The organism is Rhodococcus aetherivorans (genome assembly GCF_011058165.1).
Lineage (GTDB): Bacteria > Actinomycetota > Actinomycetes > Mycobacteriales > Mycobacteriaceae > Rhodococcus > Rhodococcus aetherivorans.
The window spans coordinates 37,793-64,687 of the sequence record NZ_JAALEG010000026.1 but is presented as its reverse complement, the minus strand read 5'-3'; the positions used below and the strand labels follow the sequence as shown (position 1 = coordinate 64,687).

Here is a 26,895-nt window from a genome sequence, read left to right as displayed (position 1 = left end):
GTCCGGATGTTCGTCGACGGCGCGTGGCGCGATGCCCCCCTGCACCGCCGCGAACACCTCTCCCCCGGCGACGCCGTGGCCGGCCCGGCAATCGTCGCGGAGGACAACTCGACCACCGTCGTCGAGGCCGGCTGGGCGGCGACGATGTCGGAGCAGGGCCATCTCGTGCTCACCCGGGTGCACGCCCACGACGACACCGCGGTGAGCACCCACGCCGACCCGGTGATGCTCGAGATCTTCAACAACCTGTTCATGTCGATCGCCGAGCAGATGGGCACCACCCTCGAATCCACCGCGCAGTCGGTGAACATCAAGGAGCGCCTGGACTTCTCGTGCGCGCTGTTCGATCCGGACGGAAACCTGATCGCGAACGCGCCACACATCCCCGTCCATCTCGGCTCGATGGGCACGAGCGTGCAGGAGGTGGTGCGCCGCCGGCACGGGTCGATGAAGCCGGGTGACGTGTACGCGGTCAACGACCCGTACCACGGGGGTACCCACCTGCCGGACGTCACGGTGATCACGCCGGTCTTCGGCCCCGGGCCGGACGGGTCCGGCGAGCACATCCTCTTCTTCGTCGCCTCCCGCGGTCACCACGCCGAAATAGGCGGATCGACACCGGGTTCCATGCCCTCCGGCAGCCACGACATCCGCGAGGAGGGCGTGCTGTTCGACAACTGGCTGCTCGTCGAGAACGGAACCTTCCGGGAGGCCGACACCCGCGCGCTGCTCACCGGCGGCCCGTACCCGTCCCGGAACCCGGACACCAACCTCGCGGACCTGCGCGCACAGATCGCGGCCAACGCCCGCGGGGTGGTCGAGGTGGGCCGGATGATCGACCACTTCGGTCTCGACGTCGTCCAGGCCTACATGCGCCACGTGCAGGACAACGCCGAGGAGGAGGTGCGCCGCGTCGTCGACCGCCTCCACGACGGCGAGTACCGCTACGAGATGGACTCCGGTGCGGTGATCGCGGTGCGGGTCACCGTCGACCGGCGGGCGCGCTCGGCGACGATCGACTTCACCGGCACGTCACCGCAACTCGCGTCGAACTTCAACGCGCCCTCGTCCGTCACGCGGGCCGCGGCGCTGTACGTCTTCCGCACGCTCGTCGCCGACGACATCCCCCTCAACGACGGGTGCCTGCGTCCGTTGCACATCGTCGTCCCCGACGGGTCGATGCTCGCCCCCGAGTTCCCCGCCGCCGTCGTCGCGGGCAACGTCGAGACGTCGCAGGCCGTCACCGGCGCGCTCTACGCGGCGCTGCGGGTGCAGGCCGAGGGCGCCGGCACGATGAACAACGTCACCTTCGGCAACGCGCGATACCAGTACTACGAGACGCTCGGCTCCGGGTCGGGCGCCGGCGAGGGGTTCGACGGGACGTCGGTGGTGCAGACCCACATGACGAACTCGCGGCTCACCGATCCGGAGGTACTGGAGTGGCGCCTTCCGGTGTTGCTGGAGGCCTTCACGATTCGTCACGGCAGCGGGGGCGGCGGCCGGTGGCGCGGCGGCGACGGCGCCGTGCGCCGGCTCCGGTTCCTCGAGCCGATGACCGTCAGCACACTCTCCGGGCACCGGCGCGTGCCGCCGTACGGGATGGCCGGGGGCGGGCCGGGAGCGCTGGGCAGCAACCGCATCGAGCGCGCCGACGGCGCCGTCACCCACATGGCCGGCTGCGACTCCGTCGAGGTCGGGATCGGTGACGTGCTCGTGGTCGAGACGCCGGGCGGGGGCGGCTACGGCCGGTAGGCCGCACGGGACTCCGGGGCGGGATCCAGTTCCCGCAGGACGGGCAGCGCGAAACACACCGCGGCGACGAACATCATCGGCACGGCCAGCGCGAAGAACGTCGTCCGCACACCCGCCGCGTCGATCAGGGGCCCGGCGACCAGGATCCCGACCGGGCCCGCCGCGTACGCGGTCGAGGTCATCACACCGACGACGCGGCCGCGCATGTGCTCCGGGCTGCGGGTCTGCATGGCCCAGTTCCCGATCGGCCCCACCGGGCCGAACACCAGGCCGATGAGGATGCCCAGCAGCACGAGGACCCCCAGCGGCGGCAGGAACGCCATGCCGGTCGTCGCCGCGCCCAGCACCGTGACCGCGACGAGCATCAGGGTGCGGCGCCGCAGGCGCGGTGCGAAGGCGCCGTAGGCCAGGGCACCCACCAGGCCACCGATGCTCAGCGACATCAGCACCCAGCCGAGCTGAGCGGGTGCGTCCAGGCCGGTGAAGTAGGCGGGCAGCAGCACCGACTCGATCGGCAGGAACAGCGCCATGATGACCATGTCGACCAGCGCGAGCGTGCGCAGCAACCGGTCGCGCCACACGAACCGCAGCCCCTCGAGGGTGCCGGCCCACAGCGAGGCGGGCCGGGTGGCCCGGTCGGGCCGGCCGGCGTGCTCGAGCCGGAGGAAGGCGACGGTGACGAGGGAGAGCACGAAGCACGCCGACGTCACCCACAGGGTGTTCTCGGGACCGACCGCCGCGATGAGGACACCGCCGACACCCGGTCCGATCAGGTAGGCGAGGTTGTAGTTCGCCTCGTAGAGGCTGTTGACACAGTCCAGCGACCACCCGGCGGCGCGGGTCGCCGCCGGCAGCATCGACTCCCGCGCCGAGATGCCCGCCGGGTCGAACACGGCACCGAGCGCCGCGAGTGCGGCGAGCAGGGGCACCGAGAGTCCGACGGTGGCCGCGAGCACGGGGATCGTCGCGACCGACAGCGCCGAGAGGGCATCCGAGACCACGGCGGTGCGCCGCCGGCCGAACCGGTCGACGACGGTGCCGGTGAGCAGGCTTGCCAGCAGCAGCGGCACGGTGGCCGCGCCCGCGACGATCGCCGCGTCGGTGGCCCGGCCGGTCTGCTCGAGCACCAGCCACGGCAGCGCGACGACTACGATGCCGTTGCCGGTGGCGGACAGCAGGGTGGCGACGTTGAGGAGGATCAGCGGCGCGAAGCGGCGGGTGGTCAGGTCGAGGGTGGTCACGGCGGTCGGCATTCACTCGGGAGGAGGCGGTGCCGCGACGCTAGCAGGAGCACGGCGGCCGGCACGAGCGATTTTCGGGCGGCGAAGCGGCCGGTTCCGCGCAGTCCGGTCCCCTCCTCTGCCAGGCCTTTCCCGTCTCCGTTATCTCATCGCTATCTTTTCGAGATCATTTCGCTATGGAGCGCGGTCCTGGGCCGTTATCGAACTGCGACATGCTTGCTTTTGCGAAACAGCGTCGGATCCACGGCGTCGAGACATCCCGAGCGAAAGGTTCGTGCCGATGATCGACCCCACTACTCCCGAGACTCCGTCCGATTCCCCCGCACCGTCGCCGGCCTTCGGAGCCACCCTGTCGGAACGTGCCGGATACGCCGTGCTCTCGGTCGCCGGCGAGATCGACATGACCACCGCGCACCTGCTGCGCTCCGCGCTCGACAACGCCCATCGCGGCCGTGCCCTCGTCGCCGACATGGGCGGCGTCACCTTCTTCGGCGCGGTGGGCCTCACGATCCTCCTGCGCGCGACCTCCGCCCATCCCGGCACCGTCGCCGTCGTCGCCCCGGCAGGACGCGTCCGCCGGACGATCGCCGCGGCCGGGGTCCGCTCCCGCCTGAATCTGCACGACAACCTCGATTCGGCCGTCGGCTCCCTGGTTCCGGCCGGCGGCCCGCTGGTCACCGCCGTCGAACCGCCCTGCTCCGCGGCGAGCTGATTCGCGAAGACGCCCCCGGCACCCCCGCGGTTCCGGGGACAATTTCCCCATGCAGGGGCTCGAAGTCGTCCACAGCGGGATGTTCACCACCGTCCAGGACCGCGGCCGGCCGGAACACGGGGACCACGGGCTGGGCACGTCCGGCGCCGCCGACCGCGCGGCGCACGACGCCGCCAACCGGCTGGTCGGCAACGAGCCCGCCGCCGCGACCCTCGAGGTCGCCGCCGGCGGGCTGACCGTGCGCAGCATCGGCGCGAACGTCGTCGCGGTGACGGGCGCCCGCGTGCCGGTGACCGTCGACGGCCACCCCGAGGCCGACTACGCGATGGTGAAGCTGGACGACGGTGACGTGCTGGCGCTGGGCAGCCCGTCGAGGGGGCTGCGCTCGTACCTGGCGGTGCGCGGCGGAATCGACGTGCCCGAGACCCACGGCAGCCGATCCACCGACACCCTGACCGGGACCGGCCCCGCCCCGATCAGGGACGGCGACCGGCTCCCGGTCGGCACCCTGGCGGGCGAGCTGCCCATCGAGGAGCAGATCCCGCCGCCGGCCCCGATCGAGGATCCGGCGATGCTGCGTGTGCGTCTGAGCCGGCACTCCGAGGTGTTCAGCGCCGGTTCGGTGCACGCGCTGCTGCACGAGACGTGGACCGTGACGCCGCAACTGGACCGCGTCGGGATCCGGTTGCACGGCCCGGGCAGGCTGCATCTCGCGCGGGGCGGGACCGACCGCCCGGAGCCGACCGTCGCCGGCTCGGTGCAGGTTCCCCCGGACGGCAACCCCATCCTGTTCCTGGCCGACCATCCCGTCGTCGGCGACCACCCGGTGATCGCCGTCGTCGTGCCCGCCGATCTTCCCGTCGCCGCGCAGCTCGAGCCGGGGCACCGGGTGCGGTTCGTCGCCACCCTCACGCGGTGACCCCGCGACCGGTCAGGACACCGCCGCATCGCTCGACGACCGGACCGCGAGGCCCGGGCCCGCAACGAGGTGTTCCTCGACGCGATTGTCCCGCACGGTGATTCGTCGCAACGTGCCGGCCGGCGTGCGGACGTCGACCGTGCCGTCAAGCACGTGGTCGAACGTGAAACCCGTGCATCCGGCCGGGACCGTCGCACGCGGGCCCCGCGACGCGCGGCGCAACCGCGCCCGGCGCGAGAGGAAGGTGTCGATCAGGTAGGCCAGCCACTCCGTGTAGAAGTAGAAGCAGTCGCCGCCGTTCCAGCCGAGTGCGGTGCCGTCGGCGGTGGGCACCCACTGGCACCACGACAGCGGGCGCCCCCGCCTGGGCAGTCCGTCGGCGGGCGACCGGTGCGGGCCACTCGCCGGGCCGGCGAACGCGACGAGAAAGTCGATCTCCTGCCGGTTCAGCGGAGGATCGATCTCGATCCGTCCGGTGAATTCGGTTCGATGTGCCATGTGTCCCCCCTCCGCGGTCGATCGCTCTACCCGATTCGACGCAGTCGGGGACGGAACCGTTCCCCGGAACATCCGGCCGCGTGGTCCCCGGTCGGCCGCCACCTCGATGGGTGTCGCGGCCGACCGTCGGCGCGGATCCGGGACTACTGCAGGCGGCGCTGACGCGCGATGTCCGCGAGGACGACGCCGGCGGCGACGGACGCGTTGAGCGACTCCACGTCGCCGGCCATCGGGATCGACAGGATCGAGTCGCACGTCTCGCGGACCAGGCGCGACAGTCCCTTGCCCTCGGAGCCGACGACGATCACCACCGGATCGGTGCCGTCGAACTCGTCGAGGCTGGTGTCGCCCCCCGCATCCAGCCCGACGACCCGGACGCCCCGGGACTGCCACTCCTTGAGGGTGCGCGTCAGGTTCGTCGCCCGGGCGACGGGGAGGCGCGCCGCGGCACCCGCGCTGGTCCGCCACGCCACCGCCGTGACCGCGGCGCTGCGCCGCTGCGGGATCAGCACGCCGTGCCCGCCGAACGCGGCCACCGACCGGATCACCGCGCCGAGGTTCCGCGGATCGGTGATGTTGTCGAGGGCCACCAGCAGCGGCCGCTCGTGGTGGTCGTGGGCGACGGCCAGCAGGTCGTCCGGATGGGCGTAGCGGTACGGCGGGACCTGCAACCCGATGCCCTGGTGCATGCCGTTGGCGGTGAGACGGTCGAGCTCGCCGCGCGGAACCTCGAGGATCGAGATGCCCGCGTCCCCGGCCCGCTGCACGGCCTCCTTGAGGCGCTCGTCCGCCTCGGCGCCGACCGCGACGTACAGCGCCGTCGCGGGAACATCCGCGCGCAGGCACTCCACGACCGGGTTGCGGCCGAGCACCATCTCCGGCCCGTCCTCGCCCTTGCGGCCGGCGGTGCTGCGGCCGCGCTTGTCGGCGGCCTTCGCCGCGGCGCGGGCGCGCCGCGCGGCGGGATGGTACGGCCGGTCCTCGGCCTTGGGGGTGGCACCGCGGCCCTCGAGGCCGCGGCGGCGCTGCCCGCCGGACCCGACGACCTGGCCCTTCTTGGTGCCGCCCTTGCGGACCGCACCTCGTCGCTGAGAATTTCCAGCCATCACTGCCCTGCTTTCAGGGACCACTCGGGTCCGTTCGGCGTATCGGTCACCTCGATGCCCGCCGCCGTCAATCGATCGCGCACCTCGTCGGCGAGCGCCCAGTTCTTCGCGGCCCGCGCCGCCTGCCGGCGGTCGAGTTCGGCAGCCACCAGCACCTCGAGGGCCTCGAGGGCCGCCGAGTCGCGGCCGGCCACCTCGGCCCAGTGCGGGTCGAGCGGGTCCACCCCCAGGATGCCGAGCATGGCGCGTACCTGCGCGGCGATGTGCACCGCGGTGTCCAGGTCGCCGGCGTCGAGCGCCTTGTTGCCCTCGCTGCGCCGGCCGTGGATCTCGGCGAGCGCCTTCGGGACGCCGAGATCGTCGTCGAGCGCCGCGGCGAACTCCTCGGTCCACGTTCCTACCGGGATGTCGCCGGCCCGGTCCCGGGTCTTGAGGACGAACGCCTCGAGGCCGCGGTACCCCGCCGCCGCCTCGTGCAGCGCGGCGTCGGAGTATTCGAGCATGGACCGGTAGTGGGCACTGCCCAGGTAGTACCGCAGCTCCTGGGGCCGCACCCGGGCGAGCACGTTCGGGATGGACAGCACGTTGCCGAGCGACTTGGACATCTTCTCGCCGCCCATCGTGACCCAGCCGTTGTGCAGCCAGTACCGCGCGAACCCGTCGCCGGCGGCCTTGGCCTGGGCGATCTCGTTCTCGTGGTGCGGGAAGACGAGATCCATTCCGCCGCAGTGGATGTCGAAGGACTCGCCGAGGTAGTACTCGGCCATCGCGGAGCACTCGAGGTGCCAGCCCGGGCGGCCGCGGCCCCACGGCGTCGGCCACGACGGCTCGCCCGGCTTCGCCGCCTTCCACAGGGTGAAGTCCCGCGGATCCCGCTTGCCGCTGCCCGCGCTCTCCCCCTGATGGACGTCGTCGATCCGGTGGCCCGACAGCCGGCCGTACTCGGGGTAGCTGAGCACGTCGAAATAGACGTTCCCGTCGGCCGCGTAGGCATGCCCGGCGTCGATCAGGCGCTGCATCAGCTCGACCATCTGGGTGACGTGACCCGTCGCGCGAGGCTCCACCGACGGCGGCAGCACACCGAGCTGGTCGTAGGCGCGGGCGAAGGCCCGCTCGTAGGTCGTCTTCCACTCCCACCAGGGCCGGCCCGCCTCGGTGGCCTTGCGCAGAATCTTGTCGTCGATGTCTGTGACGTTTCTCACAAAGGCGACATCCAGGCCCTTCGCCATGAGCCAGCGCCGCAGCACGTCGAAGGCGACGCCGCTGCGCACATGACCGATGTGGGGCTCACCCTGGACCGTCGCGCCACAGAGGTACACCGAAGCCCGGCCGGGGACCAGCGGAACGAAATCCCGCACGGCCCGCGATTCGGTGTCGAACAAGCGCAAGGTCACGACCGGCCATCCTACCGGTCGTCGTCGCGCGAAAATACGAGTGCCGTCGCGACGGCCGCGACGCCCTCGCCGCGCCCGGTCAGGCCGAGGCCGTCCGTCGTCGTCGCCGACACCGACACCGGCGCCCCGAGCGCCTCGGACAGCGCCCGCTGCGCCTCGTCGCGGCGGGGACCGATCCTGGGCCTGTTCCCGATCACCTGGACGGCGGCATTCCCGATCGCGAAGCCCCCGCCGTCGAGCAGGCGCCGCACCTCGGCGAGCATGGCCGCACCGCTCGCGCCGTGCATCTCCGGCCGACCGGTGCCGAAGACGGAACCGAGGTCGCCGAGGCCGGCCGCGGAGAGCAGGGCGTCGCACAGCGCGTGGGCCGCGACGTCACCGTCCGAATGCCCCGCACACCCGTCGGCGTCCTCGAACAGCAGACCGGCCAGCCAGCACGGCCGTCCGGGCTCGATCGGATGGACATCGGTTCCGATCCCGACGCGCACTCAGCTCTCCTGTCCGACGGGGGCCCCGGCCGCGAGCACGGCACGGGCCAGGACCAGATCGAGCGGTGTGGTGATCTTGAAGGCGAGCGGTTCGCCCGGGACGGTGTACACGCCCTCGCCGAGGCGCTCGACGAGACCGGCGTCGTCGGTCGCGTCCCCGGCGCCGGCGTTGGCGCGGCGCAGCAGGCCGGCCTCGAATCCCTGCGGGGTCTGTACCGCCCGGAGGACGGACCGGTCGGGGGTGCCGGTGACACGGCCGTCGCGGTCGACGCTCTTGACGGTGTCCGCGACCGGCAGCACGGGGATCACCGCGGACCGTCCGCCGCGCAGTTCCACCACGATCCGGGCGAACAACCGCGGCGGAGTGAGGGCGCGTGCGGCGTCGTGCACCAGGACGTAGGCGGCGTCCTCCGCCGCCGCCAGCCCGGCGCGCACCGAATCGGTGCGCTCCGCGCCGCCCGCCACCACGCACACCCGCGCCGGCGCCGTGGCCGCGACGGACGCCACCAGCTCCGGCGGCACCACCACGACCACGCGGTCGACCACCGCCGAGGCCAGCATGGCCTCCACTGCCCGGTCCAGCATCGTGCGCCCGTCGAGTTCGACGAACGCCTTGGGCAGCGATTCGCCCAGACGTACACCACGGCCGGCCGCCGGAATGATTCCGACGACCGGCCCGTTGCGATCGCTCATCTGTAATTCTGCAGTTCGCGCGGCCGCTCAGGAAGCGGCGGCGAGCACCTCGTCGAGCAGGCTGTCGGCCTTGACGTCGTCCGTGCCCTCCGCGAGCGCGAGCTCGCCGACGAGGATCTGCCGCGCCTTGGCCAGCATCCGCTTCTCACCTGCGGACAGGCCGCGGTCCTGCTCCCGCCGCCACAGGTCGCGCACGACCTCGGCGACCTTGTTCACGTCTCCGGAGGCCAACTTCTCGAGGTTGGCCTTGTACCGCCGCGACCAGTTGGTCGGCTCTTCGGTGTGCGGTGCGCGCAGCACCTGGAAAACCTTGTCGAGGCCTTCTTGCCCGACCACGTCGCGAACGCCGACGTATTCTGCATTATCCGCAGGTACCCGAACCGTCAGGTCGCCCTGGGCGACTTTCAGAACCAGATATTCCTTCTGCTCACCCTTGATGGTGCGCGTTTCGATAGCTTCGATCAGCGCCGCACCGTGATGGGGGTATACGACGGTATCTCCGACCTTGAAAATCATGTGTCCCGTGCCCCTTTCGATTCTTCGAGTTTAACACGTGCTTACGTCCGGCTCTCATCAACGGCGCAGGTCAGGGGCACAGACGCGTGCGCGTAGGACTTGACAGCCAACCGGTTACGTGCATCCGGTGATGTTCGACACACCGCCCGGAGCGGCCCTTCGCGGCCCCGCGGACGCGGCCCGAGGGGGACGAAAGCCCCGACTTCCGCCCCCGGCGCAGACTCGGCGCCCTTCGACTACTACTCTGCCTAGTGGATTGCGAGCCTTACTCGAGTGGAGGACAACCCGTGACTGCTCCCAAAGCGCCGACTCGCCGAGTCGCGACCGCTCTCGCCCTGGCCGCGGGTGCGGCGCTCACGCTGTCCGCCTGCGGCGCCGGTCAGATCAGCCAGACCGCCACCCAGGTGGCCGCGGTCAACGGCAACAGCGCCGAGCTCGGAAACATCGCGCTGCGCAACGTGCACGTGATCTACCCGGACTCCGAGGAGTACAGCCTCGAACCCGGCGGCAAGGCCGCGCTCGGCTTCACCGTGGTCAACCTGAGCGAGACCACCCCCGACGAGCTGACCCGCATCACCACCGACTTCGCGTCCTCCGCCACCGGCGTGTCCGGCCTGCGCATCGAGCCGCAGGCCTCGATCTCGGCCGGCCTGACCGGTGAAACCCTCGCCGAGGACGCGACCGCCGAAGCCGCGACCGACGAGTCCCCGCGCCCCGCCGAGGCCGCCGAGTCCTCCGACACCCCGTCCGTGGCCCAGGTCGAGCTCACCGGACTGAAGGAGGGCGTGCGCCCCGGCCTGACCATCCCGGTCACGTTCACCTTCGCCGAGGCCGGCGACGTCACCATGCAGGTCCCGGTCGACGCCGGCACGGACGTCGAGCGCAACGTCTCCGAGAAGTCGCCGGTCGAGGGCGAGGGTCACTGACCGGCACCCCCGACGCACCCGGGGCCCGGGGCGAGCACTCCGCTCGCCCCGGGCCCCGTTCTCGTGTCGGCCCCCGGCCCTAGGCTGACGTGGTGGCAAAGACGAAGTCGATCTACCGCTGCACCGACTGCGGGCACACCGTCGCGAAATGGGTCGGCCGCTGCCCCGACTGCGGGACGTGGGGTTCGATGGACGAGGCGCCGGCCCTGCCTGCCGCGGTGGCGTCGCGGCCCGGCACCTCGCTCGCCCGCGCCGGGGCCGCGGCACTTCTCCCCACGACCCCGGCCACGCCGCTGACCCTCGTCGACAGCCGGACCACCCACGCGAAGCCCACCGGCATCGAGGAACTCGACCGGGTGCTCGGCGGCGGCGTCGTTCCCGGCTCGGTGGTGCTGCTCGCCGGGGAGCCCGGCGTCGGCAAGTCCACCCTGCTGCTCGAGGTGGTCCACCGCTGGGCGCGGCGCGGCAGCGACGACCGGGCCCTCTACGTCACCGGGGAGGAATCGGCGGGACAGGTACGGTTGCGCGCCGACCGCACGGGTTCGGTGCACGAACGCGTCTTCCTCGCCGCCGAGTCGGATCTGGCGACCATCTTCGGACACATCGAGCAGGTCAAGCCGACGCTGCTGGTGGTGGACTCCGTGCAGACGATGCTCGCCGCCGACGTGGAGGGCGTGTCCGGCGGCGTCACCCAGGTCCGGGCGGTGACCAGCGCGCTGACCTCGCTCGCCAAGGCCAGCGGCGTCCCGGTGCTGCTCATCGGGCACGTCACCAAGGACGGTGCGGTGGCGGGTCCGCGTTCGCTCGAGCATCTGGTCGACGTGGTGCTGCACTTCGAGGGCGACAAGCACTCCACCCTGCGCATGGTGCGGGGGGTGAAGAACCGCTTCGGTGCCGCCGACGAGGTGGGCTGCTTCGAACTGACCGAGGGCGGCATCGTCGGTGTCAGCGACCCGTCGGGCCTGTTCCTGCACCATCGGACCGAGGAAGTGGCCGGCACGGCCGTCACCGTCACCATGGACGGCAAGCGGCCGCTGCTCGGCGAACTGCAGGCGCTGGTGGTGCCGACGCAGAACCCCGCACCCCGGCGCGCGGTCAGCGGCCTGGATGCGGCACGGGTCGCGATGGTGCTGGCGGTACTCGAGCGGCGATGCCGGCTGCCGCTCGGCAAGTGCGACGTCTACGCCTCGACCGTCGGCGGCATGCGCATCACCGATCCGGCCGCGGACCTGGCCCTGGCCCTGGCGGTCGCGTCGGCCGCACGTGAGCGCCCTCTGCCGCCGGGCACGGTGCTGCTCGGCGAGGTCGGCCTCGCCGGCGAGGTCCGCCGGGTCACCGGGGTCGGGCGGCGCATCGCGGAGGCGGGGCGGCTCGGATTCACCCGCGCGATCGTGCCGCACGAACCCGCGGCGGCCCCGGTGGGTGGCCGCACGTCGCGGTCCCCGGCCTCCGCCGGGGATCCGATCGAGGTCGGCAACGTCGGCCAGGCGCTCGCCGCGCTGGGCATGTAGACGTGTCGGAACCGGATGCGAACATGTGTTCGTGTCCGGTCACGCGACCATCCTGCACGCCGATCTCGACTCGTTCTACGCATCCGTCGAGCAGCGCGACGACCCGGGCCTGCGCGGCCGGCCCGTGATCGTGGGCGGGGGTGGCGTCGTACTCGCCGCCAGTTACGAGGCCAAGGCCTGCGGCGTCGCGACGGCCATGCCCGGGCGCGCCGCCCGCGCCCTGTGCCCGGCGGCGATCGTCGTTCCTCCGCGCATGCACGCGTACGCGCGGGCCAGCCGCGCCGTGTTCACGGTGTTCGAGCAGACCACGCCGCTCGTCGAGGCCGTCTCCATCGACGAGGCCTTCCTCGACGTCGCCGGGCTGTGGCGAATCGGCGGCACCCCGGCCGACATCGCGGCCCGGCTGCGGCGCGACGTCGCCGAACAGGTGGGGCTGCCGATCACGGTGGGGGTGGCCCGGACCAAGTTCCTCGCGAAGGTCGCGAGCGGCGTCGCCAAGCCGGACGGGCTGCTGGTGGTGCCTCCCGACCGGGAACTCGAGTTCCTCCACCCGCTGCCTGTCGAACGCCTGTGGGGCGTCGGCAAGGTCACCGCCGTGACCCTGCACGCGCACGGCATCCGTCGCGTGGCCGACCTGGTGCGGGAGAGCGAGGTCGAGCTCGTCGCCCTGCTCGGCACGTCCATGGGACGTCACCTGCATGCGCTCGCGCACGGGCACGATCCGAGACCGGTCCGCCCCCACCACCGGCGCCGGTCCATGGGCGCGCAGCACGCCCTCGGCCGGCCCCGCAGCGCCGCCGGACACGATCCCGAGAAGGTCGACGGGACGCTGCGGATGCTGGTGGAACGGGTCGCCGGCCGCATGCGCGCGGCCGGGCGGCCCGGTCGCACCGTGGTGCTGCGCCTGCGCTTCGCCGACTACACGCGGGTGACGCGGTCGCACACGCTGCGCGGACCCACCGCCCGGACGGACGTCGTCCTCGGCGCCGCGCGGGAACTGCTGGCGCAAGCGGGGCCGCTGGTCGCCGATCGGGGGCTGACCCTGATCGGCGTGGCCGTGTCGAATCTCGACTCCGCGGACACCGAACAGCTCGAGCTGCCGTTCGACGAACCGGCCTCCGACGGTGCGGCGGCCGGCCATCCGCCCGTCGACCGCCACGCGTTGGACGCCGTGCTCGACGACGTGCACGGCCGGTTCGGCACGCGGGCGCTCACGTCGGCCTCGCTGCTCGGCCGGCGTCCGCACCCGGCCGTGCCCCTCCTGCCGGAGTGACCGGGGCGGCTACACGGACGAGGTGCCGTGCGGCGACCTGGGTATCCCGTCGACGAAGTCCTTGGCCCTGTCGAAGTGCTGCGCGCCGACGGTGAGGAACAACCCGCGCGACGTCGCGACGACGACGTCCGGGTCGGCGAACGGTCCCTCGACGATGCGGGCCTCCGCGCTGGTGTACACCTTGCGGCGCACCGTCCCGTCGATCCGGGCGCGCAGCTCAAGCACCGACCCGAGCGGGATAGGCTTGGCGAAGTCGATCTGCAGGTGGCCGGTGACGACGGGCCGGCGCAGCACCATGCATGCCATGCCCTGCGCCTCGTCGAACGCCGTGCTCAGGATCCCGCCGTGGATGAAGCCGGGACCGCCCTGGTAGCGGTTCGCGACGTCGAGCATGCCGGTGATCTCGAGACCCTCGCCGAACGTGAACTGCATCGCCATTCCCGCGGGCTGGTCGTCGCCGCAGCCGAAGCACTTGCTCCAATGGGACGGAATCGGCGCGCCTGCCCCGGGATGGTCGTCGGGAAGCTTGGGAAGGGTGAGGTCGTCGGGCAGGGTCCAGGTACCGCTCATGGGGCAGTAATCTAGTCGGCGGTTCGGTCGGCTCCACCCGGCGGACCGACACGAAGTGACGTTCGCCGCACCGGCCGGACACGGGAAGGATCCATCGATGACCGATGTGGCACCGTCCGTGACGCTGCGCGAGACCATCGCCCGGCTCGCGCCCGGCACCGCCCTGCGCGACGGACTCGAGCGCATCCTGCGCGGCCGCACCGGAGGCCTGATCGTTCTCGGGTTCGACGACGACGTGGCAGCGCTGTGCGACGGCGGCTTCGAGCTGGACGTGGAGTTCGCCCCCACCCGGCTGCGGGAGCTGTCGAAGATGGACGGAGCGGTCGTGGTGTCCACCGACGGCGGCCGCATCGTCAGGGCCAACGTGCAGCTGGTACCCGATCACCGGATCCCCACCGTCGAATCCGGCACGCGGCACCGCGCCGCCGAGCGCACCGCGATCCAGACGGGCTACCCGGTGGTGTCGGTGAGCCAGTCGATGAGCATCGTGACCGTCTACGTCGACGGCCAGCGGCACGTGATCAACGATTCGGCGACCATTCTCTCCCGCGCCAACCAGGCCGTCGCGACGCTCGAGCGCTACAAGTCGCGGCTGGACGAGGTCACCCGGCAGCTGTCGGTGGTGGAGATCGAGGACTTCGTGACGCTGCGCGACGCGCTCACCGTCGCGCAGCGGCTCGAGATGGTGCGCCGCGTCTCGGTGGAGATCGAACAGGAGGTGCTCGAACTGGGCACCGACGGGCGGCAGCTGGCACTGCAGCTCGAGGAGCTGGTGGGCGACAACGACCTGGCCCGGCAGCTGATCGTGCGGGACTATCTGGCCGGCACCGAGGCGCCGCAGCTCGTCGCCGTCGAGCAGACCCTCGCCGCGCTGGACCGGCTCACCGACGTCGATCTGCTGGATCTGACGACGTTGGCGCGCGTGTTCGGGTATCCGGGCACGATCGAGGCGCTGGACGCGGCGACGAGTCCGCGCGGTTACCGCGTGCTGCATCGGGTGCCGCGACTGCAGTCGTCGCAGATCCATCGGCTGGTCGGCTCGTTCGGGAGCCTGCAGGGCCTGCTGGCGGCGACGGCGGCGGACCTGCAGTCCGTGGAGGGCATCGGCGGGCTGTGGGCCCGCTACATCCGCGAAGGGCTGTCGCGGTTGGCGGAATCGTCCATCAGCGGCCCGTACGACTGATCCGCGAGCACGGCGGCGCGCCGGTCGGGCGGTGTCGGCCGGTCAGGCGATGTTGAACGGCTCCGGCGTGCTGCGCAGGCCCCCGAGCTGGCCGACCACCGTGTAGGCCCCGGCCGGAACCCGCTCCCGCGGTGCCTGGCAACCGGGCTCGGAGGTCGTTCCGGACCACTTCACCGCGAAGGCGGCCTGGTCACCCGGGGCCAGCTTGCGCACATCGGCGGTGGACTCGGGGAAGCAGTCGGTGTTCGCCCACAACCGCCGGCTGCCGTCGAGCGAGTAGACCAGCACCTGCTGCAGGCCCGCGCCGAGGTCGCGCTCGCAGGCGGCCGTGCCGATGTTCGTGATGACGATGGTGAACTCGGGCTCCTCGCCCACCTGGTAGTTGGGCCGGTCCGCGGTCACCCGCACGGCGAGCGACTGGTCCGGGCACTGCCCGGCCGCGACGGCGGACGCACTCGCCGCCGCGGAACTCGAGGACCCGGCGGACCCCGACGTCGTGCTCGACTGCGACGACCCCGACTGCGACGACCCCGACTGCGACGACCCCGAATCGGAGCCTCCGGAGGACCCGCCGGGGCCGGCGGCGGCGACGCCGTCGGCCTCCTCGCTCCCGGTGCTGCTGGTGGGTGTGCGGGTGGTGCTGGTCTCGGACGTCAGGACGCCGGCGGCCGCCGGGTCGGGCTCCGGGTCGTCGCCCCCGCCGGTCAGGGACAGGACGAGCCACACGACGAGCGCGAGCACGACCACGCCGACACCCACGGCGAGCGCGCGTCGACGCCAGTAGATCTCGGGGGGCAGCGGCCCGGTCGGTTCAAGCACGCCTCACACGGTATGTGCCACCGGCGAGGCGTCGCCGCACCGAAGTCGGCGTGTCGCGTCAGTCGACGGTCACACCGATGTCGCCGACGTGTCCCTGCAACTGGACGTGACCGTCGGAGAGCTTGTAGGTCACGCCCGCGATGGCGCACTGCCCCTTGGCGATGCGCTCGGCGATGATCTGGGACCGCTGGCTGAGCAACTTCCCGGTCTCCACCACGTGGCGGCCCTCGAGCTCGTCGACCGTGGACAGCCCGTCGTTGCGGCCCATGAGAATCGACGGCGCGACGCGCTCGACGATGTCCCGGATGAATCCCGGCGGGATGTCTCCCTTGTCGAGGGCGTCCAGGGTGGCCTTGACCGCGCCGCAGCTGTCGTGACCGAGCACGACGATCAACGGCACGTTCAGCACGCCGACCGCGTACTCGATCGAACCGAGCACCGCGCTGTCGATCACGTGTCCGGCGGTGCGCACGACGAACATGTCGCCGAGGCCCTGGTCGAAGATGATCTCGGCGGCCACCCGCGAGTCGCCGCATCCGAAGAGCACCGCGATGGGGTGCTGCTCGTTGACGAGGGTGGCACGGTGGTCGATGCCCTGGCTGGGGTGCAGCGGGGTACCACTGACGAAACGCTGGTTACCCTCGGTCAGGGCCTTCCACGCGGATATGGGGTTGGAGTTAGGCATAAGGGCATTATCCATCCCTTACTGTGACGCATCCCGCTCGGTGGAGTTACCGCGGGGCTAAATCGGGCCGACAACGGGACGGGAGGATGTGAGAGATGCCGGTCGACGCGACCGCCCTGCTGCGCTGGTACGCCGCCGAGGCGAGGGATCTGCCGTGGCGCGAGGAGGGCGTCACCGGGTGGCAGATCCTGATGAGCGAGGTGATGCTGCAGCAGACGCCGGTGGCCCGCGTGGCACCGATCTGGCTGGAGTGGGTGCAGCGGTGGCCGGTGCCGTCGATGATGGCCGCGACGAGCCAGGCCGACGTCCTGCGCGCCTGGGGCAGGCTCGGATATCCGCGCCGGGCGCTGCGGCTGCACGAGTGCGCCGGGGTCCTGGCCACCGAGCACGGCGACGTGGTCCCTGCCGACGTGGACGTGCTGCTGTCGCTGCCGGGCATCGGCGCGTACACGGCGCGGGCGGTCGCCTGCTTCGCGTACGGCCGGCGCGTCCCGGTGGTGGACACGAACGTCCGTCGCGTCGTCGCGCGGGCGGTGCACGGTGCCGCCGAACCCGGTAATCCGTCGGTCACCCGGGACCTGGCCGACGTCGAATCGCTCCTGCCGCGAACCCGCGAGCGGGCGGCGACGTTCTCCGCAGCCCTGATGGAACTCGGTGCGACCATCTGCACGGCCCGCTCGCCCGACTGCGCCCGGTGCCCGCTGCCGCGGTGCGCATGGGTGGAGGCCGGCCGGCCCGCCCACGACGGCCCGCCGCGACGGGTGCAGAAGTTCACGGGCACCGACCGTCAGGTGCGGGGCAAGCTCATGGCCGTACTGCGCGAGAGCGACGTCCCGGTCGAGCGGCCGGTGCTGGACCGGGTGTGGCTCACGGATCCGGGGCAGCGCGACCGGGCGCTGCACTCGCTGCTCGTGGACGGTCTCGTGGAGCAGACCGACGACGGACGTTTCGCGCTCGCCGGCGAAGGCCTCGCCGGCCAGGCGTGATCAGGCGAGGGTACGGAGGAATCGTTCGACCTCGGCGCGGTATTCGTCGGGGCGTTCGTCGTGCACCAGGTGCCCTGCGCCCGGAATCCGGGCGTACCGGGCCCCGGGGTGCTCGTCGGCCATCCGCCGCATCTGTCCATCCGGGGTGATGGTGAACTCCCCCTCGACGAGCAGGGCAGGCACCGAGATCGACCGCCACTGGTCCCAGAAGTGCCGGGCGCCCCACTCCTCGGAGATGTCGCGGAAGGTGGCCACCTCGCCGTGCAGGTACCAGCCGTCGGCCCGATGCTCGAAGGAGTCGAGGAAGTACCGGCCGGCGACGTCGCCGAAGTAACCGACGACCGCCTCCTCGTCCGGGAACGGCTGCGGCCACCGCGCGATCATCGCGGCCCAGTCCGCCGCGGTGCGGCCCCGGAAGTCGGGGGCCATGTCCTCGACGACGAGCGCGGCCACCCGGCCGGGGTGCGCGGCGGCGAAGCACCACCCGTGCAGGGCGCCCATCGAGTGCCCGATCACCACCAGCGGTTCACCGATGCCGTCGAGGTGCGCGGCGAGGTCTGCGACGAACGCCTCGGTGGTGAGCCGATCCGGGGCGGGACGGCCGTGGCCGGCGGCGTCGAAGGTGTGGACGTGGCCGTGCGCGCGCAGCCACGGCAACTGCCGGCGCCACGTGCGGGAGCTGCCCATCAGGCCGTGCAGCAGCAGGATCGGCCGCCCGGAACCACCTTCGTCGTGCAACACAACCGCCAAGGTAGCGGAGTACGCTCGCCGCCATGGCAGTGGTGAAGATCAATGCAATCGAGGTCCCCGAGGGCGCGGGCCCGGAACTGGAGACGCGCTTCGCGCACCGCGCGCACACCGTGGAGAACTCGCCCGGTTTCCTCGGTTTCCAGCTCCTGCGGCCGGTGCAGGGCGAGACGCGCTACTTCGTGGTGACCCAGTGGGAGTCGGAGGAGGCGTTCGCGGCGTGGCGGGACGGCCCGGCCCGGCAGGCGCACGCCGGTGAGGCGAAGCGGCCGGTCGCGTCGGGGGCGTCGCTGCTCGAATTCGAGGTCGTGCTCGACGTGAAGGCCGCCGGCGAGGACACCGATCAGGGCTGAGCGCGCCGCCGTGAACGCGCAGCGCTCGTTCAACTACCCGCACGTCGGCGCCACGCGCGGCAGGGTTCCGGCAGGGTTCCGGCACGCGCACCTCACCCGCCGCCTCGGCTCGGGCGACGTCGCGTTCCGTACCGCCGTTCGGGCACTGGAAAGCTGGAACATGCAGCGGCATGCGGGGTTTCGCGTCGATGCGAATACTCCGCGGCCGCGGGCGGGGCTGGAGGTACGGCTGGATCCACGGTTCGGTCCGGCGCGCTGGGGTGCGTGGTGCCGCGTGATCTACGTCGTCGACGAGCCGGATCGCCGCGGTTTCGCGTACGGCACCCTCGACGGTCACCCCGTCAGCGGTGAGGAGGCGTTCGTCGTCGAGCGACGGCCCGACGGCGCGGTGTTCGGCCACATCAGCGCCGTCTCCCGCCCCGGCCGATGGTTCACCCGCCTCGGCGCGCCGGTCCTGCCGCTCGCTCAGCGGTGGATGATGGGCCGCTACCTCGACGCGCTCGCCGGACGGTGACCCACACCGCGGGTGCGCGGGTGCCGGGGACGACACGGTCGTCGCCGCAGCGGGTGCGCACCCGCGGTGGTGGAATCGCTCAGGATTCGAGTGCCGCGTCGAGCGTGATGTCCACCCCGGTCAGTGCCTTGCTGACCGGGCAGCCCTCCTTGGCCCCCTGCGCGGCCTTCGCGAACCCGTCGGCATCGAGGCCGTCGACCTCGCCGCGCACTGTCAGCTTGATGCCGGTGAGCCGGAAACCGCCGTCCGGGTCGGGGCCGAGCGAGACGTCGGCCGTGACGTCGAGGCTCTGCGGCGTGCCGCCGGCCTCGGCGATCAGCGCCGAGAGCTGCATCGCGTAGCACGACGAGTGTGCCGCGGCGATGAGCTCCTCCGGACTGGTGGTGCCGCCGGCGTCCTCGGCGGCCCGCTTGGGGAACGAGACGTCGAACGTGGCGCGGCCGGAGCTGGTGAGTTCGACCTGTCCGGCGCCGTCCTGCAGGCCACCGTTCCAGGCGGTGCGAGCGGTACGTGTGGGCATCGATCGGTCCCTTCGTCGTGGGGTGTCCTCCCCCGCCGAACCTACGCCACGTCGCGCGGCCCGGCTCCGGTTCTGCACGGCGGCGGGCCGGCTCCGGTTCTGCACGGCGGCGGGCCGCCCCTGCTGCACGGCGGCGGGCCGCCCCTGCTGCACGGCGGCGGGCCGCCCCTGCTGCACGGCGGCGGGCCGCGCCCGCTAGGTTCGCGGGTGTGTTCACCCGGCCGACGCTGCGCCGCGAGTCGCGGCTGTTCGTCATCGGCTCCGCCCTGTTCGCCGCGGGTTCCGGCGGCGTGCTCGTCCTCCCCGCCGCCACCTCGAATCTGCTCTACTTCGTGGGCTCGTGGTTCTTCACCGCGGCAGCGACCGTGCAACTGCTGCTGACGCACCGCCCGCCCGCGGCGACGCGAGTGGACCGGTACGACTGGTGGTCGGCCGCGGTGCAGTGGGCGGGCACACTCGCGTTCAACGTGAGCACCGGATTCGCGCTCGTCGCCGGCCTGACGGCGTCCGAGGAGCGGAACCTGGTGTGGCGGCCCGACGCCGTCGGGTCGGTGTGCTTCCTCGTCAGCAGCGCACTGGCGGTGGTGGCCACCACCGACACCGATGCGCTGTGGGATCCACACGCCCGCAACTGGCGCAGCACGTGGCTGAACATGCTCGGTTCGCTCGCATTCGGCGCCTCGGCCGTCGGCGCCCACATCGATCCGGCCGGCGAAACACTCGCGCCGCGGCTCGCGGACCTCGGCACGTTCGTCGGGGCGGTGTGCTTCCTCGTCGCGGCGCTGTGGATGCGGCCCGCCGATCCGCCGGAACCGCATCGCACGTGAAGGCCCCGGGTCTCGGCAGGAGACCGGCGGGAGTGGTCCAATGGTTCCGTGGTCACGGGTGGCGACCGGGCGCGAGTCGAGGTACTCGGCCCGCTCCGCGTGCTGGATGCGGATCGGCGCGACATCACTCCCGACGGGCTGCTGCAGCGACGCCTGCTGGCACTGCTGGTGCTCCGGCGGGGCCGGGTGGTGCCGGCGCACTCCGCCGTCGATGCCCTGTGGCCGTCCAGGCGACCGGCGGATCCGGCCGCCGCCCTGCAGAACCACATGTTCCGGCTTCGCCGTGGTCTGCCCGACGGCCTGATCGAGTCCGTCGGTGAGGGCTATCGGCTCGATCCGGCCGGTATCGAGGTCGACGCCGACCGGCTCGTGGTGGCCCTGAGCGCGGGGGCGACGGGGGATGCGGGCGTGCCGGCCGAGATCGACGCCGTGCTCGCGCGCTGGCAGGGCCCCGCCTACCCCGAACTCGACGAGGTGGACGAGGCCCGGGCCGAGGCGACGCGGCTGGAGGAGCTGCGTTCCCGGGCCCACGAGGTCCGGGCCGAGGTGCGGCTCGGACGGGGCGACACCGACGGCCTCGTTGCCGAACTGGTGGCGCTCGCCGACGCGCAGCCGCTGCGGGAACGGCCGCGCGCGCTGCTGATGACGGCGCTCGCGGCGACCGGACGCCGGGCCGAGGCGCTACGGGTCTACGACGACTTCCGGCGGCTGCTCGGCGACGAGCTGGGCATCGAACCGTCGCCGGCACTGGCGGCTCACCACGCGGAACTGCTCGCCGGTGCCGCCGACCGGGTGTGGGCGCCGGTGGGCCGGTTGCCGGTTCCGGCGACGTCGCTCGTCGGCCGGGACGCCCTGGCGGTGGCGGTGACCGAGCTGGCGGAGTCCGGGCGCCTGGTGACCCTGGTCGGTCCGGGCGGGGTCGGCAAGACCCGGTTGCTCCTCGAGGTCGGGCACCGGCTCCGGGCCGCCCGACCGGATCGGCCGGTGGTGTTGTGCGAATTGGCCACTGCCGACCCGGACTCCGCGGTCGACGTGGCCGCCGCCGCCCTGCGGATCGACGCCCGTCCCGGCACCTCCCTCGCCGAGCGGGTGGCCGACGTGCTGGGCGACACCGAGCTCGTGCTGCTGCTCGACAACTGTGAGCACGTGCTCGATCCGATCGCCGCTGTCGTCGAACGCCTGCTCGCCACCTGCGCGCACGTGCGGATCGTGGCGACGAGCCGGGAGCGGCTCCGAGTCGTAGGCGAGCACGTCCGCCAGGTGCCGACGCTGTCGTACGACGGCGAGGACGCACCGGCCGTGCGGTTGTTCGAGGAGCGGGCGCGGGCCGTCGTCCCGGGCTTCGAGCCGGACGGGCGAGAACTCGCCTGCATCGCCGAGATCGTGCGGCGCCTGGACGGGTTGCCGTTGGCGATCGAGCTGGCAGCCGCGTGCCTGCACACCCACGAGGTCGCGGAGGTCGCCGCGGGCCTGGACCACCGCTTCGAGCTGCTGGCGTCGGGGTACCGCACGTCGCCGCGGCACGGGTCGCTGGCCGCGGCGGTGTCGTGGTCGTTCGGGCTGCTCGCGGAGGATCTGCAGCGGACCTTCGCGGAACTGTCGGTGTTCTCGGGCTCGTTCGACGCGGCCGACGCCGCGGCGGTCTGCGGCACGGATCCGGGGACGGTCACCGCGGCGTTGACACACCTCGTGGAGCGCTCGCTGGTGATGCGGATACCCGGCCGCCGGTACATGCTGCTCGAGACGCTGCGGGCGTTCGGCGCCGAACAACTCACCCGCGAGGGCCGGGTCGACCTCGTCGCGGAACGGCACGCCCGGCACCTGGCCGACTGGGTCGACCGGGCGGATTCACGACTGCTGCAGCCGGGCGAGCCGGTCCTGGCGCAGATCGATGCCGCCGTACCGGAGTTGCGCAGCGCGCTCGGCTGGTTGCTCGACCACGACGAGGTCGCGCTCGCGGGTCGTCTCGTCAATGCCCTGCTGGACTACGGGATCTTCCGGCTGCGACCGGACGTGCTGGGCTGGGCGCGGCTGGTGATCGACGCCGATCCGGAGGGCCGGAGCCCGTTCGCCGCGCGCGTGCGGGTGGTGGCCGCCTACGCGGCATGGATGTCCGGCGACGTGGCCGAGACGGGCCGGCTCAGCGCCGCTGCGTTGCGCGCCGTCGAGCGGGCGAAGACCGAGCCGGCGGCGGAGGCGATGACCGTTCGCGGGAGCTACGAGTTGTTCGAGGGGCATCTCGACGAGGCCGCCGCCTGGTACCGGCGGGCCGCCGCGGCCGCCGCGAACGACCCGGCGCAGCGGCTCATGGCGCGTGCCACCGAGCTGCTGCCGTTGGGTTATGCGGGTGAACCGGCCGCCGTCGAGCAGGCCGAGGCACTCCTCGCCGAGGTCGCCGACGCACGCACCCCGCACGCCGCGTATGTCTGGCACTGCGCCGGGGAGGCGGACCTGGCAGTCGACGTCGAACGGGCCCGCGCGCGCTTCGCTCGGGCACTGGACATCGCGGAACAGACGAACGCCTCGTTCGTGACCGGTCTCGCCGGCGCGTCGAAGGCGTCCATCGACGCCCGGATCGGTGACCCGGCGGCCGCCGCCGACGAGTACCGGCGCCTGATCCCGCACTGGCGGCGCGCCGGGATGTGGTCGACGCAGTGGACGATGCTGCGCTCGATCGCCGGGCTTCTCGAACGCCTGGACCGCTACCGCGACGCCGCGGTGCTCGAGGGGGCCGTGCGCGCGACCGCGGCCGGTCATCGCATCTTCGGCGCCGACGAGGTGGCCCTGGACGAGCTCGGCGCGCGACTGCGCGCCGCGCTCGGCGACGACGCGTACGAGGCGGCGCGACGACACGGCGCGATGCTCGACGGCGAGGCCGCCGCCGAGCATGCGCTCCGCGCGCTGTGACCGCCCGGGCCGGGAGCCGCGACCTCACCACCTGGGCTGTTCGCCGAGAATGCCGAGCAGCGACTTGCCGACGAGTTCGTGGGTGAGCGCGTCGTTGCCGGGGTGGAATCCCCCGCACCGCACGTCGCGGTAGAGGCGTTCGAGCTCGTTCCCGGTGAACATGCCGGCGCCACCGGCCACGTCGAGGGCGATGTCGACGACCCGTTTGGCCGCTTCCACCGCCCGCCACTTCATCGCATACACCTTGGGCACCCACTCGTCGCCGTGGTCCGTGCCGGCCACCCAGTCCGCGACGAACCGGTCGAGCGTCGCCGAGGCGGCGTCCAGCTCGAGATACATCTCCGCGACCTGGTGCTGCACGAACGGGTTGTACGCGTACGCGCCCCGCTCGATCGCCACCGAGGTCTTGCGCCGGGCGCTGCGGACGGCGAGTTCCAGGGCGCGGTCGGCGATCCCCAGGTACACCGCCGCCATGAGCGAGAGCGGCCACATCGTCATCGCCACGAGGAACGGGTCGCTGCCGTCGCCCGCGGGGACGACCCGCCCGATGCGGTCGTCGGGCACGAAGACGTCGTCGAGAACCGTGTCGTGGCTCTGCGTCGGCCGCATGCCGAGGGTGTCCCACGTCTCCACGACCTTCACCCCCGCGCTGCGCCGTTCGACGAAGGCGTGCACGATGTGCGGCCCGCCCGCCGCGTCCGCGTCGACGGCGTGCGCGCCGAGCCACCGCCACGCCGGACCGTTGGAGCCGAACTGTTTGCGGCCGGTGAGCCGGTAGCCGCCCGCCACGCGCTGCGCCCGGCACGTCGACAGCAGCACCGGGATGTCGTTGCCCGTCTCGGCGTGTCCGGCGGCGAACACGTCGCCGGCCACCGCGGCCTCCAGGATCCAGCGGAGCGACGTGTCGCCCGTGCGTTCCAGTTCGGTGGCGATCCCGATCCAGTAGGAGTGCATCGTCATCGCCAGCGCGGTCGCCGGGGCGTAGCGGGCGAGGCGCCGCTGGCTCGCGGCCAGCCGGGCCAGATCGAGGCCCCATCCCCCGTAGCGGGTGGGTACGGCGGCGCCGAGATAGCCGGCGGCCCGCAGCTCGGCGAGGTCCTCGTCGAAGTAGGAGTTGGACCGGTCGAGTTCGCCGGCACGGGATCGGAACCGCTCCAGCATCTCGGTCGGCAACTCGGCCGCGGTCCGGTTCCGGGTGGGGTTCAGGGTGAGTGTGGTGTCCATGGCCACGACGATGCGCCCGCCTGCTCTCACCGCGCTCCCACCGGATCCCAGCGCGCCGAGAGCGCGCGGGAGCGCCGGGGCAGGGCCCGCACGGACCGTGAGAGGCATGAACGCGACGACATCCCTGCCCCTGTCCGGGACGATCCTGTCGATCTGGGCCCACCCCGACGACGAGACCTACCTCGCCGCCGGCGTCATGGCCGCCGCCCGCGACGACGGCCGGCGCGTCGTGTGCGCCTCGGCCACCGCCGGCGAGCACGGAACCGCCGACCCCCGCTCGTGGCCTCCGGAGCGGCTGGGCCGGGTCCGCCGCTGGGAAGCGGCCGCCGCCATGGCCGTCCTCGGTGTCGAAGAGCACCACGTCCTCGGCCTGCCGGACGGTGCCCTCGCCGAGCACGAGGACACCGGTCTCGCGTGGGCCGGACGGCTCCTCGACGACGTCCGCCCCGGCACGATCCTGACCTTCGGTGCCGACGGGATGACCTACCACCCCGACCACACCGCCGTGCACCGCTGGGTCACCCGGGCCTGGCGTGACCGCGGTTGCCGTTCCCGGCTGCTGTATGCCACCCCCACCGTGGAGCATCTCGACCGGTTCCGGGACCTCTACGAGGAATGGGGCATGTACATGAGCGACGAGCGCCCCACGGGCGTGCGCGAAGAGCGGCTCGCGGTCCACGTCCGGCTGCACGGGCTCACGCTCGACCGCAAACTCACCGCGCTGCGGGCCATGGCGACCCAGACCGCCGACCTCGTCGCGCGGATCGACCCGGCGGTCTACGCGGCCCAGATCGCGGAGGAGGCGTTCGTCGCCGCCCCTCGCGTCCCGGACCGCGGCGATGCGGCGACGAGAACCGCAGTGGCGCGGTGACGGGCCGGGCTACCGGTGCCGCTCGGCGAGGCGCTCGGCCGACGACCGGACCTGCTCCCGGAGTTCGGGCGGCCCGAGCAGCTCGGCGTCGTCGCCGAGTTGCCACATCGCGGCGCCGGCGTGGGTGGCCCCGCCGAACTCCGCCTCGGCCTCCCACCAGCCGTCGCCGGTGGGCCGCTGCGCGACGACGCGGATCGCGATCGCCGCGAGGTCTTCCCGACGCCGGTCCCGGATCCGCACCGCGGCGGTGACCGTGCCCAGACCGGCCCGGAACTCGGTGCGGCGCCGCTGCCAGATCCGGGCGAGGTCGACGTCGGGTGGGCGGTGAGCCGCGGTGTCGAGCGGTTGCACCCGTTCCATGCGGGAGAGGCGGTAGGTGCGTTCGGCGCCGCGATGCAGCGCCACCAGATACCAGCGGCCCGCCGCGCTGACCAGCCCGAGCGGGTCGACCGTCCGCCACCGCGCCTCGGCGCCACGGGAGCGGTAGCGGATGCGCAGGCGGCGATCGGTGAACACGGCCTGCTGGACGACGCCGAGGTGCTCGTCCCGCCGGTGATCGACCACCCACCCCGACGAGCTGACGACGATCCGCTCCCCGACCCGCGCGGCGGCGGTGCGCTGCGCCTCGGGCAGCGCGACGGTCACCTTCCGCATCGCCGAGGCGAACGCGGAGGCCATGCCGAGCGAGTCGGGGGTGGCCGACGCGCTCGCCGCGAGCAGGGCGGTCGCCTCGTCGACGGTCAGGCCGGTCAGGTCGGTGGTGAAGCCGGGGAGCAGCGCGAAACCGCCGTCGCGTCCGCGTTCGGCGTAGACGGGGATCCCGGCCGCCGACAGGGCCTCGACGTCGCGCAGCACGGTGCGCACCGAGACCTCGAGTTCCCTGGCGATCGCGGGCGCGGTCATCCGGCCGCGGTGTCGCAGCAGCAGGACCAGGGACAGCAACCGATCGGCTCGCACCTGCCGAACTCTCCCAGAAATACATGACAGAAGGTGTCGTGTTTCGCGCGCAGGATCGTGTCCGGCAGCAACCACACGACCGAAAGGCCCGATATGAGCACCGCGTCCGACCCCCGTCCCCTCTACCGCGACGCCCTGGCGTGGGTGGCCACGCTGATCGACGAGGTCCGCCCCGAGCAGATGACCGACCCGACGCCCTGCCCGGACTACGACGTGCGCGCGCTGCTCGGCCACCTCGTCGCCACCGTCGATCGCGGCCGCGTGATCGGCAGCGACGGCGACCCGCTGAGCGTTCCGGAGTTCCTGACCGGCGTGCCCGACGACGCGTGGCGCGCCGAACTCGAGCGGGCGCAGGCCCACTACCGGAAGGTGTGGAGCGACGACGACCTGCTCGACCGGCCCGTCGTCGCGCCGTGGGGAACGGTGCCCGGCCGCGCCGCGGTGCTGAGCAATCTCAACGAGGCCCTCGTGCACGGCTGGGATCTCGCCGTCGCCACGGGACTGCCGGCCGAGCCGGATCCGGTGCTCGTGGAGGCCGCGTTCGTCGTCGCGCGCAGCAAGATCCCCGCCTCCGTGCGCGGCGGACGGGTTCCCTTCGGCGCGGCCGTCGAGCCGGCGCCGGACGCGAGCCCCGTCGAGCGGCTCGCGAACTGGTCCGGGCGGGACACCGCGGCCTGGCGGCGCTGATCCCGACACACCAACG

General features: G+C 72.6%; 28 protein-coding genes. 14 read left to right on the top strand and 14 right to left on the bottom strand.

The features are described 5' to 3' along the window. Positions 1-1,752 (top strand): hydantoinase B/oxoprolinase family protein (locus G6039_RS13020; protein WP_206531000.1); only part of this gene is annotated, 1,752 nt, incomplete at its 5' end. Here G6039_RS13020 and G6039_RS13015 read toward each other — a convergent pair. Continuing rightward, the gene (locus tag G6039_RS13015) at positions 1,740-3,005 is read right to left on the bottom strand and encodes an MFS transporter (protein ID WP_043797615.1); all 1,266 of its coding nucleotides are present in this window, start codon (positions 3,003-3,005) and stop codon (positions 1,740-1,742) included. The two genes, G6039_RS13020 and G6039_RS13015, sit on opposite strands and share 13 nt — an antisense overlap. 268 nt (positions 3,006-3,273) lie before the next feature. Here G6039_RS13015 and G6039_RS13010 point away from each other — a divergent pair, with 268 nt between their 5' ends. Both G6039_RS13010 and G6039_RS13005 read left to right on the top strand, forming a co-directional pair. Next, positions 3,274-3,705, top strand: a complete 432-nt coding sequence (locus G6039_RS13010; protein WP_029540784.1) for an STAS domain-containing protein — start codon at positions 3,274-3,276, stop codon at positions 3,703-3,705. 49 nt (positions 3,706-3,754) lie between these two features. Then, positions 3,755-4,624 carry a 5-oxoprolinase subunit C family protein gene (locus G6039_RS13005; RefSeq protein ID WP_043797617.1) on the top strand — a complete coding sequence of 290 codons (870 nt, stop codon included), beginning with the start codon at positions 3,755-3,757 and terminating at the stop codon, positions 4,622-4,624. Positions 4,625-4,636: 12 nt separating this feature from the next. On the opposite strand, the gene G6039_RS13000 is transcribed toward G6039_RS13005, so the two are convergent. From G6039_RS13000 to carD, 6 genes are all read right to left on the bottom strand, one after another. After that, complete coding sequence (locus G6039_RS13000) at positions 4,637-5,122, bottom strand: hypothetical protein (protein ID WP_029540778.1); 486 nt, start codon at positions 5,120-5,122, stop codon at positions 4,637-4,639. A gap of 143 nt (positions 5,123-5,265) precedes the next feature. Further along, entirely contained in the window at positions 5,266-6,228 is a 963-nt protein-coding gene (gene rlmB / locus G6039_RS12995) for a 23S rRNA (guanosine(2251)-2'-O)-methyltransferase RlmB (protein ID WP_029540775.1), read from the bottom strand. After that, positions 6,228-7,622, bottom strand: a complete 1,395-nt coding sequence (gene cysS, locus G6039_RS12990; RefSeq protein ID WP_029540772.1) for a cysteine--tRNA ligase — start codon at positions 7,620-7,622, stop codon at positions 6,228-6,230. Before cysS ends, rlmB begins: the two co-directional genes overlap by 1 nt. An 11-nt stretch (positions 7,623-7,633) precedes the next feature. Further along, positions 7,634-8,110: a 2-C-methyl-D-erythritol 2,4-cyclodiphosphate synthase gene (gene ispF, locus G6039_RS12985; RefSeq protein WP_006947917.1), complete on the bottom strand. Its 477-nt coding sequence runs from the start codon at positions 8,108-8,110 to the stop codon at positions 7,634-7,636. Continuing rightward, a complete protein-coding gene (ispD, locus tag G6039_RS12980; protein ID WP_006947915.1) occupies positions 8,111-8,803 on the bottom strand; it encodes a 2-C-methyl-D-erythritol 4-phosphate cytidylyltransferase in 693 nt (230 codons plus the stop codon). A 27-nt stretch (positions 8,804-8,830) separates the two neighbouring features. Beyond that, a complete protein-coding gene (gene carD / locus G6039_RS12975) occupies positions 8,831-9,319 on the bottom strand; it encodes an RNA polymerase-binding transcription factor CarD (RefSeq protein ID WP_003935974.1) in 489 nt (162 codons plus the stop codon). Positions 9,320-9,606: 287 nt separating this feature from the next. Between carD and G6039_RS12970 the strand changes: the two genes are divergently transcribed. The 3 genes from G6039_RS12970 to dinB all read left to right on the top strand — a co-directional run bounded on the left by G6039_RS12970 (position 9,607) and on the right by dinB (position 13,029). Beyond that, the gene (locus tag G6039_RS12970) at positions 9,607-10,245 is read left to right on the top strand and encodes a copper chaperone PCu(A)C domain-containing protein (RefSeq protein WP_006947912.1); all 639 of its coding nucleotides are present in this window, start codon (positions 9,607-9,609) and stop codon (positions 10,243-10,245) included. 92 nt (positions 10,246-10,337) lie between these two features. Continuing rightward, positions 10,338-11,756 carry a DNA repair protein RadA gene (gene radA / locus G6039_RS12965; protein WP_043797668.1) on the top strand — a complete coding sequence of 473 codons (1,419 nt, stop codon included), beginning with the start codon at positions 10,338-10,340 and terminating at the stop codon, positions 11,754-11,756. A 25-nt stretch (positions 11,757-11,781) separates the two neighbouring features. After that, on the top strand, positions 11,782-13,029 hold the full coding sequence (gene dinB / locus G6039_RS12960; RefSeq protein WP_006947910.1) for a DNA polymerase IV: 1,248 nt from the start codon (positions 11,782-11,784) through the stop codon (positions 13,027-13,029). Positions 13,030-13,038: 9 nt separating this feature from the next. On the opposite strand, the gene G6039_RS12955 is transcribed toward dinB, so the two are convergent. Next, positions 13,039-13,599, bottom strand: a complete 561-nt coding sequence (locus tag G6039_RS12955) for a PaaI family thioesterase (protein WP_006947909.1) — start codon at positions 13,597-13,599, stop codon at positions 13,039-13,041. Positions 13,600-13,696: 97 nt separating this feature from the next. On the opposite strand from G6039_RS12955, the gene disA reads away from it, so the two are divergent. Next, on the top strand, positions 13,697-14,782 hold the full coding sequence (gene disA, locus G6039_RS12950; protein ID WP_006947908.1) for a DNA integrity scanning diadenylate cyclase DisA: 1,086 nt from the start codon (positions 13,697-13,699) through the stop codon (positions 14,780-14,782). A gap of 42 nt (positions 14,783-14,824) precedes the next feature. Here the strand turns inward: disA and G6039_RS12945 are convergent, their stop codons facing one another. Together G6039_RS12945 and G6039_RS12940 are read right to left on the bottom strand one after the other, a co-directional pair. After that, positions 14,825-15,601, bottom strand: a complete 777-nt coding sequence (locus G6039_RS12945) for a hypothetical protein (protein WP_006947907.1) — start codon at positions 15,599-15,601, stop codon at positions 14,825-14,827. A 58-nt stretch (positions 15,602-15,659) separates the two neighbouring features. Then, a complete protein-coding gene (locus G6039_RS12940) occupies positions 15,660-16,286 on the bottom strand; it encodes a carbonic anhydrase (protein ID WP_006947904.1) in 627 nt (208 codons plus the stop codon). A 95-nt stretch (positions 16,287-16,381) separates the two neighbouring features. Here G6039_RS12940 and G6039_RS12935 point away from each other — a divergent pair, with 95 nt between their 5' ends. Then, a complete protein-coding gene (locus tag G6039_RS12935) occupies positions 16,382-17,272 on the top strand; it encodes an HhH-GPD family protein (protein ID WP_029540757.1) in 891 nt (296 codons plus the stop codon). Here the strand turns inward: G6039_RS12935 and G6039_RS12930 are convergent, their stop codons facing one another. After that, positions 17,273-18,013, bottom strand: a complete 741-nt coding sequence (locus G6039_RS12930; protein ID WP_006947901.1) for an alpha/beta fold hydrolase — start codon at positions 18,011-18,013, stop codon at positions 17,273-17,275. Between the two features lie 32 nt (positions 18,014-18,045). On the opposite strand from G6039_RS12930, the gene G6039_RS12925 reads away from it, so the two are divergent. Continuing rightward, positions 18,046-18,372, top strand: a complete 327-nt coding sequence (locus G6039_RS12925) for an antibiotic biosynthesis monooxygenase family protein (RefSeq protein ID WP_006947900.1) — start codon at positions 18,046-18,048, stop codon at positions 18,370-18,372. A 10-nt stretch (positions 18,373-18,382) separates the two neighbouring features. Then, positions 18,383-18,886 carry a DUF1990 family protein gene (locus tag G6039_RS12920; RefSeq protein ID WP_043797619.1) on the top strand — a complete coding sequence of 168 codons (504 nt, stop codon included), beginning with the start codon at positions 18,383-18,385 and terminating at the stop codon, positions 18,884-18,886. 79 nt (positions 18,887-18,965) lie between these two features. Here G6039_RS12920 and G6039_RS12915 read toward each other — a convergent pair whose 3' ends face one another. After that, positions 18,966-19,406, bottom strand: coding sequence for an OsmC family protein (locus tag G6039_RS12915; protein WP_006947898.1), 441 nt, complete (start codon positions 19,404-19,406; stop codon positions 18,966-18,968). Between the two features lie 209 nt (positions 19,407-19,615). Here G6039_RS12915 and G6039_RS12910 point away from each other — a divergent pair, with 209 nt between their 5' ends. Next, positions 19,616-20,233 (top strand): YrhK family protein, encoded by a 618-nt coding sequence (locus G6039_RS12910; protein ID WP_006930360.1) that lies wholly within the window; start codon positions 19,616-19,618, stop codon positions 20,231-20,233. A gap of 48 nt (positions 20,234-20,281) precedes the next feature. Then, positions 20,282-23,140, top strand: a complete 2,859-nt coding sequence (locus G6039_RS12905) for an ATP-binding protein (protein WP_043797620.1) — start codon at positions 20,282-20,284, stop codon at positions 23,138-23,140. Between the two features lie 24 nt (positions 23,141-23,164). Here the strand turns inward: G6039_RS12905 and G6039_RS12900 are convergent, their stop codons facing one another. Then, the gene (locus G6039_RS12900) at positions 23,165-24,364 is read right to left on the bottom strand and encodes an acyl-CoA dehydrogenase family protein (protein WP_043797622.1); all 1,200 of its coding nucleotides are present in this window, start codon (positions 24,362-24,364) and stop codon (positions 23,165-23,167) included. A 106-nt stretch (positions 24,365-24,470) separates the two neighbouring features. Between G6039_RS12900 and G6039_RS12895 the strand changes: the two genes are divergently transcribed. Beyond that, positions 24,471-25,235: a PIG-L deacetylase family protein gene (locus tag G6039_RS12895; RefSeq protein ID WP_043797624.1), complete on the top strand. Its 765-nt coding sequence runs from the start codon at positions 24,471-24,473 to the stop codon at positions 25,233-25,235. A gap of 9 nt (positions 25,236-25,244) precedes the next feature. Here G6039_RS12895 and G6039_RS12890 read toward each other — a convergent pair whose 3' ends face one another. Continuing rightward, positions 25,245-26,192: a helix-turn-helix transcriptional regulator gene (locus tag G6039_RS12890; protein ID WP_006930367.1), complete on the bottom strand. Its 948-nt coding sequence runs from the start codon at positions 26,190-26,192 to the stop codon at positions 25,245-25,247. Positions 26,193-26,285: 93 nt separating this feature from the next. Here G6039_RS12890 and G6039_RS12885 point away from each other — a divergent pair, with 93 nt between their 5' ends. Further along, positions 26,286-26,879, top strand: a complete 594-nt coding sequence (locus G6039_RS12885; protein ID WP_029540731.1) for a TIGR03086 family metal-binding protein — start codon at positions 26,286-26,288, stop codon at positions 26,877-26,879. The last annotated feature ends 16 nt before the right edge of the window (positions 26,880-26,895 follow it).

Coding starts and splice junctions, on each gene's coding strand:
- G6039_RS13015 (WP_043797615.1), bottom strand. CDS start 3,005: ATGCCGACCGCCGTGACCACCCTCGACCTGACCACCCGCCGCTTCGCG.
- G6039_RS13010 (WP_029540784.1), top strand. CDS start 3,274: ATGATCGACCCCACTACTCCCGAGACTCCGTCCGATTCCCCCGCACCG.
- G6039_RS13005 (WP_043797617.1), top strand. CDS start 3,755: ATGCAGGGGCTCGAAGTCGTCCACAGCGGGATGTTCACCACCGTCCAG.
- G6039_RS13000 (WP_029540778.1), bottom strand. CDS start 5,122: ATGGCACATCGAACCGAATTCACCGGACGGATCGAGATCGATCCTCCG.
- rlmB (WP_029540775.1), bottom strand. CDS start 6,228: ATGGCTGGAAATTCTCAGCGACGAGGTGCGGTCCGCAAGGGCGGCACC.
- ispD (WP_006947915.1), bottom strand. CDS start 8,803: ATGAGCGATCGCAACGGGCCGGTCGTCGGAATCATTCCGGCGGCCGGC.
- carD (WP_003935974.1), bottom strand. CDS start 9,319: ATGATTTTCAAGGTCGGAGATACCGTCGTATACCCCCATCACGGTGCG.
- G6039_RS12955 (WP_006947909.1), bottom strand. CDS start 13,599: ATGAGCGGTACCTGGACCCTGCCCGACGACCTCACCCTTCCCAAGCTT.
- disA (WP_006947908.1), top strand. CDS start 13,697: ATGACCGATGTGGCACCGTCCGTGACGCTGCGCGAGACCATCGCCCGG.
- G6039_RS12940 (WP_006947904.1), bottom strand. CDS start 16,286: ATGCCTAACTCCAACCCCATATCCGCGTGGAAGGCCCTGACCGAGGGT.
- G6039_RS12935 (WP_029540757.1), top strand. CDS start 16,382: ATGCCGGTCGACGCGACCGCCCTGCTGCGCTGGTACGCCGCCGAGGCG.
- G6039_RS12925 (WP_006947900.1), top strand. CDS start 18,046: ATGGCAGTGGTGAAGATCAATGCAATCGAGGTCCCCGAGGGCGCGGGC.
- G6039_RS12915 (WP_006947898.1), bottom strand. CDS start 19,406: ATGCCCACACGTACCGCTCGCACCGCCTGGAACGGTGGCCTGCAGGAC.
- G6039_RS12900 (WP_043797622.1), bottom strand. CDS start 24,364: ATGGACACCACACTCACCCTGAACCCCACCCGGAACCGGACCGCGGCC.
- G6039_RS12895 (WP_043797624.1), top strand. CDS start 24,471: ATGAACGCGACGACATCCCTGCCCCTGTCCGGGACGATCCTGTCGATC.
- G6039_RS12885 (WP_029540731.1), top strand. CDS start 26,286: ATGAGCACCGCGTCCGACCCCCGTCCCCTCTACCGCGACGCCCTGGCG.